Raw genomic sequence first — 14352 nt, forward strand, 5'->3', positions numbered from 1 at the left:
CGAAATCCAGGACGGGCCGAACCGGGATTCAACGAACGGTTAACGGAATGCGACCGAAGCAATAACCGGCCCGCGGACGGCCGATATGTAGCCGCGATGCACCGTTCCGACACATCGAGTTCACTCCCCATATCCCCGGCTGCAATTTGTGCCGCCATGAGGCGTCCTAGGGTTTCGACGTGCCAAAGCTCTCGGTGATCGTGCCGTTCTACAACGTTCAGCAATACGCGTCCGACACTCTTGTGAGCCTGCGCGCGAACACGCGCGACGACTTCGAGTTCATTCTGGTCGACGACTGCTCGACCGACGCGACCCCGGACATACTCGCGCGCGCGGAGCGCGAACTGCCGGGTGCGGTGCTGGTCGGACACGAGAGGAACGGGGGGCTGGCGACCGCGCGGAACTCCGGCATCGACAGGGCGCGCGGCGAGTATCTGACCTTCCTGGACGGCGACGACTGGCTCGCCCCCGGCTATCTCCCCCGACTCCTCGCCGTCATCGAGGAGTTGGGCTGCGATTTCGTCCGCACCGACCATGTGCAGTGCACCGGGCGGGCCCGCAGCGTCCACCGCGTCCCGCACGGGCGGCGCTCGACGGTGCTGGACCCGCGGGCGGCGATCCTGCCCGCCGACCGGTCCACCTCGGTGGACTACGCCTACGCGTGGGCGGGCGTCTACCATCGCCGGCTGGTCGACCGGGGGCTGCTGCACTTCACCGACGGACTGCGCACCGCCGAGGACCGGCCTTGGATCTGGAAGCTGCACCGGGAGGCGCAATCCTTCGCCGTTTCAGGCCTGTTGGGCGTCTACTACCGGCGCGGAGTGGCTTCTTCGCTCACCCAGATCGGCGATGTACGGCAATTGGACTTCATCCGCGCATTCGACCAGGTGATCGAGGAGACGGCGCGTGATCCCGAGGCCGCCGAACTGCTGCCGAAAGCGGTGCGCACCTATTGCGCCATCATGACGCACCACCTCGGAACGATCGAGAGGTTCGAACCCGCCGTGGCCCGGAAACTGCGCTCGCTGTGCGCCGCCGCCCTGAGAAGGATGCCGCAGGACGTGCTCGCGGAGGTCATGGAGTCGATGGACGTACGGCGGGCGGGCGTGCTGCGGCGCGTCCGGCGGCGGCCGGTGACGGCGGGGGCGGTGGCCGTCTGATGCCCCGCACCACCCGGATCTTCTGCGTCTCGACCCTGTACGGCGCCGCGACCCTGGCCGCCGCCCTGGACGCGGGCCTGTTCGAGCCGTCCGACCGCCGGCTGCTGCTGGTCACCAACAACGCGGCCAACCCCGAGACCACGCCGTCCGTCGACACCATGCCGGGCTTCGACCGGATCGGGGAGCGTTTCGACGAGGTGCTCTCCTGGAACGAGACCATCTCCCCCTTCCACCCGGGCGCCTGGGGCCCGCGCGCGGACGACGTCCCGCTGTGGGAACGGCATGTACGGCTGCTGTGGGGGCTCGGCGACGACGAGGTCCATCTCGCCGTGGAGTCCATCCAGGTCAATCCGTCGCTGGCGCTGTGCCAGCTGTTCACCGGCGCTCCCGTCGACGTCTACGCCGACGGTCTGATGAGCTACGGCCCCACGCGCGACAAGATCGATCCGCTGGTCGGCACCCGGGTCGGCCGGCTGCTGCACCTCGACCTGGTGCCGGGCCTCACCCCGCTGCTGCTCACCGAGTTCGACGTGCCGCCCGTGCTGGTGCCGTCCGGGGCGTTCCTGAAGGTGCTGGGCGAACTGGCGGACGCCGAGAGCGAGTTGAGCCCGCCCGAACAAGAGGCGTCGCCGGAGCCCGCGTTGCTGCTCGGGCAGTACCTCTCCGCGCTCGGCATCCTCGGCGACGCCGAGGAGGAGGAACTGCATCTGAGCATGGTGCGCGGCGCGGTGGCGCTCGGACACCGGACGCTCGTCTTCAAGCCGCACCCCGTGGCCCCCGCCCGCTGGTCGCGGCTGCTGGAGGACGAGGCGAGGAAGCTGGACGCCCGACTCACCGTCCTGGAACGGCCCGTGCTCGCGGAGGTCGCCTACCAGCGGCTGCGGCCCGCCCTCGTCGTCGGCTGCTTCTCCACCGCGCTGCTCACCGCCGCCGGTCTGTACGGGCTGCCGGTCGCGCGGGTCGGCACCGACGCCGTGCTGGCCCGGCTCACGCCCTACCAGAACAGCAACCGGGTGCCGCTCACCATCGTCGACGCGCTGCTGCCGGACCTCACGGACCGGGCCGCGACGGAGGGCTGGGCGATGCCGTCGGCGGAGCGGGTGCGGGAGCTGGCCGGGCTCCTCAGGGCGGTCGGCTTCGCGATGCAGCCCAAGATCTACCCGGAGCTGCGGGGCGAGGCGGAACGCTATCTCTCCACGCACCTCGACGCGCACACCTGGCGCTACTTCAAGCGCCGGCGGCTCGCGGCGCTGGCCCTGCCCGGGGCCGTACCGGCGAGGCTCGCCTTCCTCCCCCGCAACGCGACCGTGCGCCGCCTGGCCCGCCGGGCGCGGAGCCTGAAGCGGGGCCCCGGCAAGGCGTAGCGCGGCCGGGCGGGGCGTTCGAGAGGGGCCGGGGCCGGGCGGGCGTTCATCCGAACACCATCTTCACGCCGCCCCCAGGCCAACCGCTCCTCACCCTTCACTCGTCGGACCTGTCTAGCGTGCGAACGCATCTCCCGACTCCCACGGAAGGCTCTCCGGATGAGCGCGACCGACCAGGCCACGGGACAGGCCTCGAAACCGGCCCCCCGGCTGACCCTCTCCGTTCCCGACCGGACCGCCGTGCGGCCCCGGGCGGAGAGCCGGCTGCGCGCCCTGGACGGACTGCGCCTGCTCGCGGCCCTGATGGTCTGCTTCTACCACTACGCCGGGAAGAACGGCGAGGTCGCGCAGTCCTGGAACCAGTCCCCCGGCGTGAAGTTCCCGACGCTGTCGCAGTTCGCGACCTACGGCAGCCTGGGCGTGCAGTTCTTCTTCGTGATCAGCGGCTTCGTGATCTGCATGAGCAGCTGGGGCCGCGGCCTCGGCGACTTCTTCCGCTCCCGGGTCGCCCGGCTGTACCCCGCGTACTGGGCGGCGATCGTGCTGGTCACCGCCGCGGGCCTGATCCTGCCGGTGGTCTCCGCGCCGCTCCGCTCGGACGAGCTGCTCCTCAACTTCACCATGCTGCAACAGCCGATGGGCGCGCACCGGGTGCTGGGCGTGGACTGGACGCTCTGGGTGGAGGTCCGCTTCTACGCCCTGTTCGCACTGTGCGTGGTCTGGCGGGGCGTCACCTACCGCCGAGTGGTGCTGTTCTGCTGCCTGTGGACGCTGGCCGGCGTCTTCGCCCGGGTCGCGGACACCCCGCTGACCGACGAGCTGGTGATGCGCGACCACGCGCCGTACTTCATCGGCGGCCTCGCCCTGTACCTGATCCACCGCTTCGGCAGCGACCTGCTGCTGTGGGGCATCGTCGCCATGAGCTTCCTGCTCGGCCAGCGCTACTCGGTCACGGCCCTGTGGCACCCCGACATGACCGGCGACTTCCAGCGCAACCCGTACGTCATCCAGGCGATCGCCTTCCTCGCCTTCGCCGCGGTCGCCGCGGTGGCCCTGGGCTGGACGGGCCGGGCGAACTGGCGCTGGCTGACCGTGGCCGGCGCCCTGACGTACCCCTTCTACCTGATTCACGAGCACCTGGGCTGGTTCTTCATCCGCGTCCTCTACCGCGACGCCGGCCTGAACCCGTACGTGGTGTTCGCCCTGACGATCCTGGCCATGCTGTCGATCGCCTGGCTCCTCCACCGCTACGTGGAGAAGCCGTTCGGCCCGCGCCTGAAGAAGTCACTCAAGGTCCGGAAGTTCAGCGGTACGTGATCAGCCGGCTGCGGCGCCGTCGTGGCTGGTCGCGCGGTTCCCCGCGCCCCTTTCGGGGCGCGGCCCTCACGCCCGCAGCCTGCGTACCGCCCGCCGTACCACCGGATGCCGCCGCAACGCCTCCGCCCGCACGGGCGCCCCGCCGGGCAACCGCAAGCTGGTCAACCGCCGCCGCTTGAAGTACCGCTCGTGGTCAGCGAGATGGACGCCGAGCCAGGCAACCACCTCACCCCGCAGAGCGTGATGCTTACGGGACTGCATGCAGTACCCCACGGCCCGCACCAACGGCGTCAACTTCTCGGCGATCCCCGCCAGTTCGAGCGGCTCCCCCAGCGGAGCGCCCTCCGCGTCGGGCAGCGCCGCGTCGATCACCGTGAGCGGGACGCGGTTGCTGTTCTCGTACGGCGTGATGCGGTCCAGGAGCAGTGCGGTGCCGACGCGGGCGACGGGGAGGCCGTAGAACGCGGCGGCCGTCATCAGCGCCGTGGAGAAGCAGCCGATGACGAGCTTCGGCCGGAGATAGGCGAAGACGGTCTCGGCGAGGACGGGCTCGTTCAGCACGGTGAGCCGTACGCCGAGTTCCGCCGCGGCCGTCTCCAACGACTCGCCGTAGACGGCGGGCGCGCTCGGGTGCGGCTTGAACAGCACGTCCTCGTGGCCCGCGCGGGCGGCGGCCCGCAGCATGCGCACGTGCAGCGCCTCCTCCTCGTCCTGGCTGATCAGGTCGATCGCGGAGAGGTACTGGCCGAGGAGCACGGCGGTGGGCGGGTGGTCGGCCGGGAGCCGCTCGGCGAGGAGGCCCGCGCCGGACTCGCCCAGCTGCGCGAGGACGTCGACGATCGCCTCGTTCGGCACGGCCTCGGGCTGCACGCCGTACTCGGACAGCAGCATCGGCCGCAGTCCTGGCACCAGGTCGAGGTGGAGCACGCGCGCGATGCGGCTGCTCATGCCGTGCGGGATCCGGTTGCGGGTGGGGCCGTAGCTCATCAGGCCGTCCGCGTACACGTGGATCGGGCTGTCGGCGAAGATGTCGGCGATCGCGCGGGAGGGGTTGGCCTGGATGGACTCGCAGGCGATCTCCACGGGTTCGTCGCCGAGGTCCCAGGCGAGGCGTACGGCCTTCTCCCACAGCTGGGCGTCCTGGGCGCGCGGCGACCAGCCGGCCGGGTGGTGCGGGGAGATGAACTCGTTCCAGGAGCGCACCTGGTCGAACTCGGGGCGCAGCCGCTCGAAGCCGGGCATGCGGTCGAGCGGGGTGCCGACCTCCGGCACGGCGGCCGTGTTGCTGACGACGAGGATGCGGCGGACGCCCTCGCGCGGTCCGAACAGGCCGGCGCGGATCGCGGCGGTGACGGTCGCCGCCGCGTACTGGGTGGCCGAGAAGAACATCTGGATCATGCCGCGACTCCCTTCATGCCGCCGCGCACCCGGCGCAGCACGTGGACGCGTTCCTCGCCCATCCCGACGACGGCCTCGCCGAGTTCCTCCTCGCTCATCCGGCCCAGCGCCTCGGCGGCCAGCCGCTTCAGCCGTGCGGCCACGGCGCGCTCGAAGCGGTGCCGGTCGAGCAGCTGGTGGGCGATGACGACGCAGTAGTTGCGCAGGGCCTTCTTGCGCAGCCGGTCCACGTCGGGGTCGTCGGCGAGTTCGGCGAGGACGAGGTCGAAGGAGCGGAAGAAGTCCAGCTGGCGCACATCGCCGATCTGGGTGAGGGAGCTGGCGATGCCCCGGCGGTAGAAGACCCCGCACAGGCTGGCGACGGCGTAGGAGTCCGCCCTGCGGTGCAGGTCCCAGATCCACGGCCGGTCCTCGGCGGTGCGCAGCCCGTCGTGGAAGCGGAGCAGGCCCCGGTCGAGGAGGCGGCGGTGGTAGACGCCGGCCCAGGCGTACGGGTAGTCGACCATCGTGGTGTCGTCGACGGGGAGGATCGAGGTGCGCGGGTCGAGCGGGGTGTGCCGGCGGCCCTCGGGCGCCCGGTGGACGGCCCGCTCGACGCCGGTGACCTGGACGTGGTCGGTGCGCACGAAGTCGACGTCGAACCGCTCGACGGCGTCGACGAGCCGGGCCAGATAGCCCGGCGCCAGCCAGTCGTCGCCGTCGAGGAAGGTGAGGTAGCGGCCTTCGGCGACGTCGATGCCGGTGTTGCGCGCGGTCGCCAGTCCGCCGTTGTGCTCGTGCCGGATCACCCGGCTGTTGCCGAGCCGTTCGGTCAGGGCGCGCAGCGCGTCGTAGGTCCTGTCCTTGGTGGATCTGTCCTCGACGAAGATGAACTCGAAGTCGTCCCGCGCGTTGTTGACCAGGCTGGTCACCGTCTCGGGGAGGTACGACTCGATGTTGTAGCAAGGGACGACGACGGACAGGGTCAGTCTGTTGGCCACGGGTGCGCACCTGAATTCTGAGCGGAAAGTCGAACGATCCTAAGAAAGCGAGCCTTGAAGGGCGGGTAACTCCGTGCCATTGCGAGGAGAACTCCGGATGAAGAGGCGGTGACTCATCGCTGCGAGTTCCTTCCGTCCCGTATTCTCCGGAGAACCCGATGCTAAATTCGCGCACGTGACCGATATTCCGGCGTCGCGTCGGCTGCGCCTCGCCTCTCCCGCGGGGTGGACCACCGTCCTCACCACCGCCGCGCTGCTGATCCACACCACGCTCACCGCCGGCGTCTTCCTCGATGTGAGGTACGTGCTCGCCGCGCTGCGGACGACGGGCGCCGACGGCCTGTCCCCGTCCGAGATCTTCGCCCACCGGCCGTTCTTCTACCGCTGGCTGATCGCGGGCATCGACTCGGCGACCGGCGGGTCGAACACGGTGCGCGAGGCGCTCATGCGGCTCATCGGCCTCGTCCTGTGCGTGGGCGCCGGTCTGCTGCTGCACCGGGCCCTGCGCCGCCGGCTGCCCGAGCGGGACGCGGTGCTCGTCGCGGGTCTGACGGCGCTCACCCTGGCCTTCGCGCCCGTGATCGACTACCTCCAGCCTGAGTGGTTCGCGATCGTGTTCGCGACGGTCGGCATCGCCGCCGCGCTCGGCGTCCCGGGCCGTTTCCGGGCCGTCGCGCTCGCCGCGCTGCCGCTCGGCCTCGCCGTGCTGATGAAGTACTCCACCGCGGGCACGGCCGCGATGGCGCTGCTCGTGGTGTTCGCCCTGGACCGGGTGCGGGGCCTGCTGCTCGCCGCCGGGACCGCCGTCGCCGCGGGCCTGCTGTTCGCGGTCAGCGCCTGGTCGGGCTCGCGCGAGCTCCAGTGGCTGCGGGACATGCCGCACATCAACGCGCACGCCCTGGGCAGCGAGCCGGTCGTCGTCTCCGACCTGCTGGCGCGCACCGCCGCCTATCTGGGCGACCGGATCACGCTCACGCCGGTGCTTGCGCTGCTGCCCGGCGCGCTGCTGCTGTTCGCGGCCACCCTCCCGACGCGCCGGCAGCGCGCGGAGGCCGTGGCCGTCGTGCTGCTGCTCGTCGTCATCGGCCTGGCCGTCGTGGTCTACCAGGGCAACTGGTTCGCGTACCACGGCGAGAGCCTGCCGGTGGTGGCCGCGGCCCTGACCGGCCTCGCGATCGGCCGCTGGTACGGCCGGCACGGCCGGCCCCCGCTGTGCCTGACCGCGCTCGCCCTCCTGTACGGCGTGCTGACCCCGCTGCTCGCCCAGGTGCGCGCCGACGTCGACACGGACGTGCTGGCGTGGCTCGCCTCGGCCGCGGCCCTCCTGGCCGGTGCGGCGGACCTGCTGCTGGCGCGGGGGCCGCGTCCGCGCCTCGTGCGCGTTCCGGTCGCCCTGTCCGTCCTCGCGCTCGTCGTGTGCCTGGCGGCGACCGTGTGGCCGACGTCCGGGGTGCGGGTCGTCCAGGGGCGGATCGTCACGACCAACGCCGAACTGAAGGTGCAGGCACGGTCGGCGCAGGCGGCGGCAGCCCAGGTGGACGCCCAACTCCCTGACGGAGTTCCGGTGTTGTATCTGTCCTTCGGGCAGCAGGCGTACTACATCGGTCATCCGACCGCCTGCCGCTATCCCTTCCCCACGTTCTTCAACGTGCCCAAGCAGCTCACCGACGTGCCCGCGCTCACCTCGACCCGCGAGAACGTGCGCTGCATCACCCAGGACCACCCGGCGGCCTACGCCGTGTACCAGCCCAGCTGGCTGTCCCTGGGCGTCATCGACCCGAGGATCGCCGCCGCGATCCGCGACACGTACGCGTGCCCCAAGGCGGAGGGGCGGCAGCTGGTGGTGTGCCCGCTGCGCTGAGCCGCGTACGGATCGCCGGTCGCCGGTCGCCGGTCTGCACACGCGAGCGGGCCCCGGCGGGAGAGTCTCCCGCCGGGGCCCGCTCGCGTGGCGTCGGTCGCGCGTGTGCCGTCGGTCAGATCGCGCCCGCGAGGCGCGCCGCCCGGTGGCCCAGCTCGACCGAGTAACTCTGCCCCCGGTCCTGCGGGTAGATCTGCGCCATCGTCGCCAGCGTCACCCGGCTGAGGTGGGTGCGGTGGCCGGGGATCAGCGCCTTGTACTCGGGCGTGACCACGGGCTGGGCGAAGGGCGCCCGGGAGAAGTGCCAGTCCTGGATCCAGGAGCGGTCGAACTGCGGGTTCAGCCGCTTCAGCCAGGGCAGATACCGCTCCAGCAGCTCGGCCGGGTCGGTGGTGAAGCGCCAGTCGTCCCGCTCGACGTAGTTGCCCACGTAGAGGATGTGACGGCCGCCGTACTCCGCCGGGTCGATCATCCGCGTGTGCTCGACGACCGCGAGGAACGGGAAGTCGGGCTCGTTGACGTTGAGCCAGTAGTACGGGATGGCGCTGCGGTCCAGCTCCAGGACGAAACAGGTCGCGCCCAGGTACTGGTTGCGCCAGACGGCGTCGTCGGCGGGCGCGTCGGCCGCCTTGGCGAAGGCCGGCTGCGGGGTGGTGACGATGAGATGGTCGAAGGTGTACGCGGAGCCGTCGGCGGTGCGCACGACGACCGGGCCCTCGTCGCCGTCCTGACGGATCGTCTCCATCCGCTTGCCGAACTCGACCTTGCCGCCCCGCTCGGCGATCCGGTCCCGCAGCGTCGCGTACACGCGCTCGAACCCGCCGTCCAGATAACCGAGTTCGAAGGTGCGGCAGTGAACGCGCGCCCACAGCCAGGCCATCGACACCTGGTCGGCGCGGTCGCCGAACTTGCCGCGCAGCAGCGGCTCCCAGACGGCCTCGGTGGCACGCTTGCCGGCCCACTTGCGCAGCCAGCTCAGCGCGGTGCGGTCGTTGAACTTCTCCCCGTCGCGCACGACCTTCAGCCACGCCGAGGACAGCCCGAAGCGGATGCCGGCGGGCAGGCCGTACAGCGAGGAGTTCAGCATCTCCAGCGGGGTACTGAAGGGGTGCATGCGCCCGCCCCGGAAGACCCCGGTGGTGGTCTTGTGGAAGCGCAGGTCGCCGCCGAGGCCCAGTTCCTCGATGAGCTCGATCATCTGCCGATCGCTGCGGAAGATGTGGTGGTAGTAGCGCTCCAGCGGCACTCCCCCGACGGGGATCGACGCGGCGAGCCCGCCGAGTTCGTCGGCGGCCTCCAGGACGGTGACCGCGTGGCCCTGCTTGACCGCGTCGTACGCGGCGGTGAGGCCGGTCGCTCCCGCGCCGATGACGCCGAGATTCATGCGAAACTCCACTTTCTGTTGAGCACGAACTGAAGGCCCAGCACCAGCGGCAGCGAGGCGGCCTTGACGAGGTTCGGGTCGACGCCGAGCCCGCGGGAGAACACCGCGAGCAGCACGAACGTGAGGGCGATGCCGGTCAGGCCGACGGCGTAGAAGCGCAGGTAGCGCAGCAGCAGCCGGTCGCGCTTGCCGAAGGTGAACAGGGCGTTCAGGACGAAGTTGTTGGTGATGCCGAGGCTGGTGGAGAGCACGTTGGCCAACTGCTCGTGCAGCCCGGCCACGTTGTAGAGCAGCAGGAACGCGCCCAGGTCGAGGAGGACGCCGCTGCCGCCGACGAGCGCGTACGTGATCAGCTGACGCAGGTCGCGGGCTCGGGGGCGGGTGGGGCCGGGGGTGGAGCTGGAGCCGGGGGTGGTGCGGGCGGCGTCCGCCGGGGTGCCGGTGCTCGTCGGGGCGTCGGCGCTCGGCGGGGTGCCCTTGCTCGTCGGGGCGTCGGCGTGCACCGCGTTCTCAGTGACCATGGCCGACGCCGTCACCGCCGGGCCGCGCGTCGTAGGAGATGACCTGCCGCACGGTGTACAGGGGCCGGCCCTGCACCTCGTTGTAGGTGCGCCCGATGTAGCTGCCCAGCACGCCGAGCGACAGCATCTGCACACCGCCCAGGAACAGGACGACGACCATCAGCATCGTCCAGCCGGAGACCGTGATGTCCGGCCGCAGCAGCTTCATCGCGAGCGCGTAGCAGATGCCGACGAGGGAGAGCGCGAGCACCGCGAAGCCCAGCTTGGTGATCATCCGCAGGGGCGCGGTGGAGAAGCCGGTCAGTCCGTCGACGGCGAGCCGCGCCATCTTCTTCAGCGGGTACTTGGTCTCGCCGGCGAACCGCTCGTCGCGGTCGAAGTGGACCTCGCTCTGCCGGAAGCCGATCGAGGCGACCATGCCGCGCACGAAGCGGCTGCGCTCACGGAAGCGCCGCAGTTCGTCGGCGGCGCGGCGGTCCATCAGCCGGAAGTCCCCCGTGTCCACCGGGATGTCCACCTCGGTGGAGGAGCGCAGCAGCCGGTAGAAGGCGTGCGCGGTGGTCTTCTTGAAGAACGTGTCCTGCCGGCTGCGCCGACGGGCGTGCACGATCTCCGCGCCGTCCCGCCAGGCGTCGATCAGCTGGAGGCTGACCTTGGGCGGGTCCTGGAGGTCGGTGTCCATGACGATCACGGCGTCGCCGCGCGCCTCGTCGATGCCGGCCGTGATGGCCATCTGGTGCCCGAAGTTGCGCGCGAAGTCGACGACCCGCACACGTGGGTCGTTCTTGGCGATGTCCTCCAGGACGGCCGGGGTGCCGTCGACGGAGCCGTCGTTGACGTACACCAACTCGTAGGCGTATTCCGGGCGTTCGCCCAGTGCCGCCACGAGTTCCTCGTGGAAGCGGCGGATCCCGTCCTGTTCGTTGAAGACGGGCAGCACATAGGAGACGAGCGCGGCGCCACCACGCTCCGGGGGCGCTGTCGCTCCCTGCGCCCGGCTGGATATCTGTGGCATTCGGCGAACGTAGGGGCGCGATATGAACGCCGCTCTAACGCGTCATGAGTGGCGGGATGCGCCGAATCGACAGACGCCGTCGCCTTGCCGGACCGTATGGACGAAGGGCTAATTCCGCGTGGTCGGCCGGTTAACTCGCGCGTTTGTCACGCGTTTTGTCACGCGTGCGGCACGATCATTCCGGGTGCGCCGCGCTCATTCGGCTTCGGCGGTGTACCGCGCCGCGATTCCCGCGACCACGAGTTCCAGTCCTTCCGCGAATCCCCGGTCGCAACTGTCGAAGATCTCCGCGCCGGCCGCGGCGGGCAACGGGAAGGCGGCAGACCTTCGCGCCGTCGCGGTAGCCGAGCAGCGCCGTGCGCAGCCCGTGATTGGACCGCAGGACGCGCTCGCGCCAGGTGTCGCCCGGGTCGAGGGGCGTGCCGGCGATCATCAGAACACCTAGTCCACGACGGAGGGATCCCCCGGTTCAGCACCCCGGTTCAGAACGACTCCGTCGGCACATGGCTCCCCCACACCCCCCGGAGGGCGCCGCACACCTCGCCCACCGTCGCCCGCGCCCTCAGTGCCTCCTTCATCGGGTACAGGACGTTGTCGGCGCCCTCCGCGGCCTTCTTCAGGGCCGCCAGGGCGGCGTCCACCGTCGGGCGGTCGCGTTCGGCGCGCAGGCGGGTCAGCCGCTCCGACTGGCGGGACTCGATGGCCGGGTCGACGCGGAGCGGCTCGTACGGCTCCTCCTCGTCCAGCCGGAAGCGGTTGAGGCCGACGACGACCCGCTCGTCGGCGTCGGTCTCCCGGGCGATGCGGTAGGCGTTGCGTTCGATCTCGGTCTTCTGGAAGCCGCGCTCGATGGCGTCGACCGCGCCGCCGAGCTCCTCGACCTTGCGCATCAGCTCCACCGCCGCCGCCTCCACGTCGTCGGTCATCCGCTCGACGGCGTACGACCCGGCGAAGGGGTCCACCGTCGCGGTCACGTCCGTCTCGTACGCCAGCACCTGCTGCGTACGCAGGGCCAGGCGCGCGGACTTGTCGGTGGGCAGCGCGATCGCCTCGTCGAAGGAGTTGGTGTGCAGGGACTGGGTGCCGCCGAGGACCGCCGCCAGGGCCTGGACGGCCACCCGCACGAGGTTCACCTCCGGCTGCTGGGCCGTCAGCTGCACGCCGGCCGTCTGCGTGTGGAAGCGCAGCATCCGCGACCTGGGGTTCCGCGCGCCGAACTCGTCCCGCATCACCCGGGCCCAGATGCGGCGCGCGGCGCGGAACTTGGCGACCTCCTCCAGGAGCGTCGTACGGGCGACGAAGAAGAAGGAGAGCCGGGGCGCGAAGTCGTCGACGTCCATGCCGGCCGCGATCGCCGTGCGCACGTACGCGATGCCGTCGGCCAGGGTGAACGCGATCTCCTGCGCGGGCGAGGCGCCCGCCTCGGCCATGTGGTAGCCGGAGATGGAGATGGTGTTCCACTTCGGGATTTCGGCCTTGCAGTACTCGAAGGTGTCGGCGACGAGGCGGAGCGAGGGCTTGGGCGGGAAGATGTACGTCCCGCGCGCGATGTACTCCTTCAGCACGTCGTTCTGGATCGTGCCGGTGAGCCGGTCGCCGCCGACGCCCTGTTCCTCGGCCACCAGTTGGTACAGGAGCAGCAGGACGGCGGCCGGGGCGTTGATCGTCATCGACGTGGAGACCCGGTCCAGCGGGATCCCGCCGAACAGCACCCGCATGTCGTCGATCGAGTCGACGGCGACGCCGACCTTGCCGACCTCGCCGTGCGCGATCGGGGCGTCGGAGTCGTGGCCCATCTGGGTGGGCAGGTCGAACGCGACGGACAGGCCGGTCGTGCCGTGGGCGATCAGCTGCCGGTAGCGGGCGTTGGACTCGGCCGCGGTGCCGAACCCGGCGTACTGGCGCATCGTCCAGGGCCGCCCGGTGTACATCGACGGGTAGACGCCCCGGGTGTACGGATAAGCGCCGGGCTCGCCCAGTTTCCCGGCCGGGTCCCAGCCCGCGAGGTCGTCCGGCCCGTAGACCGGCTCGATGGGAAGCCCTGATTCCGAATCGCGCGTCATGGTGTGACACCTTCCGCCGAACGGTCACGTCTTCGGTCCCAACAATGCCGGGCTGTTCGCGCGTCGTCATCCGCGGGGAACAACTCGGAGGACCATCTAGGGACCGAGGAGCGTACGCCGGTGAGACGACGGGGGTCGCGAGTGCGTAGTACGGGCATGACGGGCTTGACGAGCGTGCGCAGCATGGGGAGAGCGGTCGCCGCCGCGGTGGGTGCGGCGGCCCTGGTGACGGTGTGCGGGTGCACGGTGCAGCCCGCGGCCTCCGATCCGAAGGGGCGCTCGCCGGTTCACGTCGACGTCAGCCCGGGGGCGAGCGGGACCGGCTCCGGCTCTCCGGGGCCCGGCGCGACGGCGACAGCCGGGGTCAGCCCGAAGAAGTCGCCGCCTACGGGAGGCACCTCGAGCCCCGCGAGTCCGACGGGCCCCGCGAGTCCCGAGAGTCCCACGAGTCCCGAGAGTCCGAGGAGTACGGCTTCGGCGACGGCGGCAGCGCCGGCGCCGGCTCCCCCGCCCGCCGTCCTGTGGTCCCGCGGCGACTCCGGGCGGGACGTCCGTGAGCTCCAGGCCCGGCTGCGGCAGGTCGCCTGGCTCTACGACGGGCCGACGGGGCGGTACGACGGACCCACCGAGGAGGCGGTGCGGGGCTTCCAGGGCAAGCGCGGGCTGCCGCGGACGGGGAAGACGGACACCGTCACCTGGCAGCGGCTGCTGGGCATGACGCGTGAGCCGGGCCAGTGGGACCTGTATCTGATGGGCGGGCAGCCGGCCGCCGAGCCCGACCCCCGCTGCCTGAACGGACGGGTGCTCTGCGTCGACAAGACGAGCCGGACGCTGCGCTGGATGATCGACGGCCGGACGGTGTCGACGATGTCGGTGCGGTTCGGCTCGCAGTACACGCCCACCCGTGAGGGTGTGTTCCAGGTCTACTGGAAGTCCCGCCACCATGTGTCCACGCTCTACGACTCACCAATGCCGTACGCGATGTTCTTCAGCGGCGGACAGGCGGTGCACTACTCGTCCGACTTCGCGATGCGGGGTTACGCGGGCGCGTCGCACGGCTGCGTCAACGTACGGGACGAGGGAGCGATCGCGACGCTGTTCGCGCAGGTGAGAAACGGCGACAAGGTCGTCGTCTCCTGGTGAGGCGTTCGGGGTGAGGGTGTTCGGGGGGGGGGGGGGGGGGGGGGGGGGGGGGGGGGCCCCCCCCCCCGGGGGGGGGCGCGCCGGGGGGGGGCGCCCCCCCCGGGGGGGGGGGGGGGGGGCGGGGGGGGGGGGGGGCCCCCGCGCCC

11 protein-coding genes and 1 pseudogene are annotated in these 14352 nt (G+C 71.2%); 5 read left to right on the top strand and 7 right to left on the bottom strand.

The window, feature by feature from the left end:
* The first annotated feature begins 179 nt into the window (after positions 1 to 179).
* The 3 genes from ACFYX4_RS07475 to ACFYX4_RS07485 all read left to right on the top strand — a co-directional run bounded on the left by ACFYX4_RS07475 (position 180) and on the right by ACFYX4_RS07485 (position 3841).
* Positions 180 to 1160 carry a glycosyltransferase family 2 protein gene (locus ACFYX4_RS07475; RefSeq protein ID WP_389327463.1) on the top strand — a complete coding sequence of 327 codons (981 nt, stop codon included), beginning with the start codon at positions 180 to 182 and terminating at the stop codon, positions 1158 to 1160.
* The gene (locus ACFYX4_RS07480) at positions 1160 to 2524 is read left to right on the top strand and encodes a polysialyltransferase family glycosyltransferase (RefSeq protein ID WP_389327466.1); all 1365 of its coding nucleotides are present in this window, start codon (positions 1160 to 1162) and stop codon (positions 2522 to 2524) included. Before ACFYX4_RS07475 ends, ACFYX4_RS07480 begins: the two co-directional genes overlap by 1 nt.
* A gap of 159 nt (positions 2525 to 2683) precedes the next feature.
* The gene (locus tag ACFYX4_RS07485; protein WP_389327470.1) at positions 2684 to 3841 is read left to right on the top strand and encodes an acyltransferase family protein; all 1158 of its coding nucleotides are present in this window, start codon (positions 2684 to 2686) and stop codon (positions 3839 to 3841) included.
* Positions 3842 to 3907: 66 nt separating this feature from the next.
* On the opposite strand, the gene ACFYX4_RS07490 is transcribed toward ACFYX4_RS07485, so the two are convergent.
* Entirely contained in the window at positions 3908 to 5239 is a 1332-nt protein-coding gene (locus ACFYX4_RS07490) for a polysialyltransferase family glycosyltransferase (RefSeq protein ID WP_389327473.1), read from the bottom strand.
* Complete coding sequence (locus tag ACFYX4_RS07495) at positions 5236 to 6219, bottom strand: glycosyltransferase family 2 protein (protein ID WP_389327476.1); 984 nt, start codon at positions 6217 to 6219, stop codon at positions 5236 to 5238. Before ACFYX4_RS07495 ends, ACFYX4_RS07490 begins: the two co-directional genes overlap by 4 nt.
* Positions 6220 to 6394: 175 nt before the next feature.
* Here ACFYX4_RS07495 and ACFYX4_RS07500 point away from each other — a divergent pair, with 175 nt between their 5' ends.
* Complete coding sequence (locus ACFYX4_RS07500) at positions 6395 to 8080, top strand: hypothetical protein (protein WP_389327479.1); 1686 nt, start codon at positions 6395 to 6397, stop codon at positions 8078 to 8080.
* Positions 8081 to 8195: 115 nt separating this feature from the next.
* Here the strand turns inward: ACFYX4_RS07500 and ACFYX4_RS07505 are convergent, their stop codons facing one another.
* From ACFYX4_RS07505 to ACFYX4_RS07525, 5 genes and pseudogenes are all read right to left on the bottom strand, one after another.
* Positions 8196 to 9464 (bottom strand): NAD(P)/FAD-dependent oxidoreductase, encoded by a 1269-nt coding sequence (locus ACFYX4_RS07505; protein WP_389327482.1) that lies wholly within the window; start codon positions 9462 to 9464, stop codon positions 8196 to 8198.
* The gene (locus ACFYX4_RS07510; protein ID WP_389327485.1) at positions 9461 to 9985 is read right to left on the bottom strand and encodes a GtrA family protein; all 525 of its coding nucleotides are present in this window, start codon (positions 9983 to 9985) and stop codon (positions 9461 to 9463) included. The genes ACFYX4_RS07505 and ACFYX4_RS07510 overlap by 4 nt, the downstream gene beginning before the upstream one ends.
* Positions 9975 to 11000, bottom strand: coding sequence for a glycosyltransferase family 2 protein (locus ACFYX4_RS07515; RefSeq protein ID WP_389327488.1), 1026 nt, complete (start codon positions 10998 to 11000; stop codon positions 9975 to 9977). Before ACFYX4_RS07515 ends, ACFYX4_RS07510 begins: the two co-directional genes overlap by 11 nt.
* 195 nt (positions 11001 to 11195) lie before the next feature.
* Positions 11196 to 11433: pseudogene (locus ACFYX4_RS07520) on the bottom strand (TetR/AcrR family transcriptional regulator C-terminal domain-containing protein); the annotation flags it as partial.
* A 49-nt stretch (positions 11434 to 11482) separates the two neighbouring features.
* Positions 11483 to 13063: a methylmalonyl-CoA mutase gene (locus ACFYX4_RS07525; protein WP_389327491.1), complete on the bottom strand. Its 1581-nt coding sequence runs from the start codon at positions 13061 to 13063 to the stop codon at positions 11483 to 11485.
* Positions 13064 to 13246: 183 nt separating this feature from the next.
* On the opposite strand from ACFYX4_RS07525, the gene ACFYX4_RS07530 reads away from it, so the two are divergent.
* Positions 13247 to 14206 (top strand): L,D-transpeptidase family protein, encoded by a 960-nt coding sequence (locus ACFYX4_RS07530; protein WP_389327494.1) that lies wholly within the window; start codon positions 13247 to 13249, stop codon positions 14204 to 14206.
* The last annotated feature ends 146 nt before the right edge of the window (positions 14207 to 14352 follow it).

It is taken from the genome of Streptomyces sp. NPDC002328 (assembly GCF_042890065.1).
GTDB lineage: Bacteria > Actinomycetota > Actinomycetes > Streptomycetales > Streptomycetaceae > Streptomyces.

Excerpts from the sequence above, each read along its gene's own strand:
- ACFYX4_RS07480 (WP_389327466.1), top strand. The coding sequence starts at position 1,160 with ATGCCCCGCACCACCCGGATCTTCTGCGTCTCGACCCTGTACGGCGCC.
- ACFYX4_RS07485 (WP_389327470.1), top strand. The coding sequence starts at position 2,684 with ATGAGCGCGACCGACCAGGCCACGGGACAGGCCTCGAAACCGGCCCCC.
- ACFYX4_RS07490 (WP_389327473.1), bottom strand. The coding sequence starts at position 5,239 with ATGATCCAGATGTTCTTCTCGGCCACCCAGTACGCGGCGGCGACCGTC.
- ACFYX4_RS07505 (WP_389327482.1), bottom strand. The coding sequence starts at position 9,464 with ATGAATCTCGGCGTCATCGGCGCGGGAGCGACCGGCCTCACCGCCGCG.
- ACFYX4_RS07510 (WP_389327485.1), bottom strand. The coding sequence starts at position 9,985 with ATGGTCACTGAGAACGCGGTGCACGCCGACGCCCCGACGAGCAAGGGC.
- ACFYX4_RS07515 (WP_389327488.1), bottom strand. The coding sequence starts at position 11,000 with ATGCCACAGATATCCAGCCGGGCGCAGGGAGCGACAGCGCCCCCGGAG.
- ACFYX4_RS07525 (WP_389327491.1), bottom strand. The coding sequence starts at position 13,063 with ATGACGCGCGATTCGGAATCAGGGCTTCCCATCGAGCCGGTCTACGGG.
- ACFYX4_RS07530 (WP_389327494.1), top strand. The coding sequence starts at position 13,247 with ATGGGGAGAGCGGTCGCCGCCGCGGTGGGTGCGGCGGCCCTGGTGACG.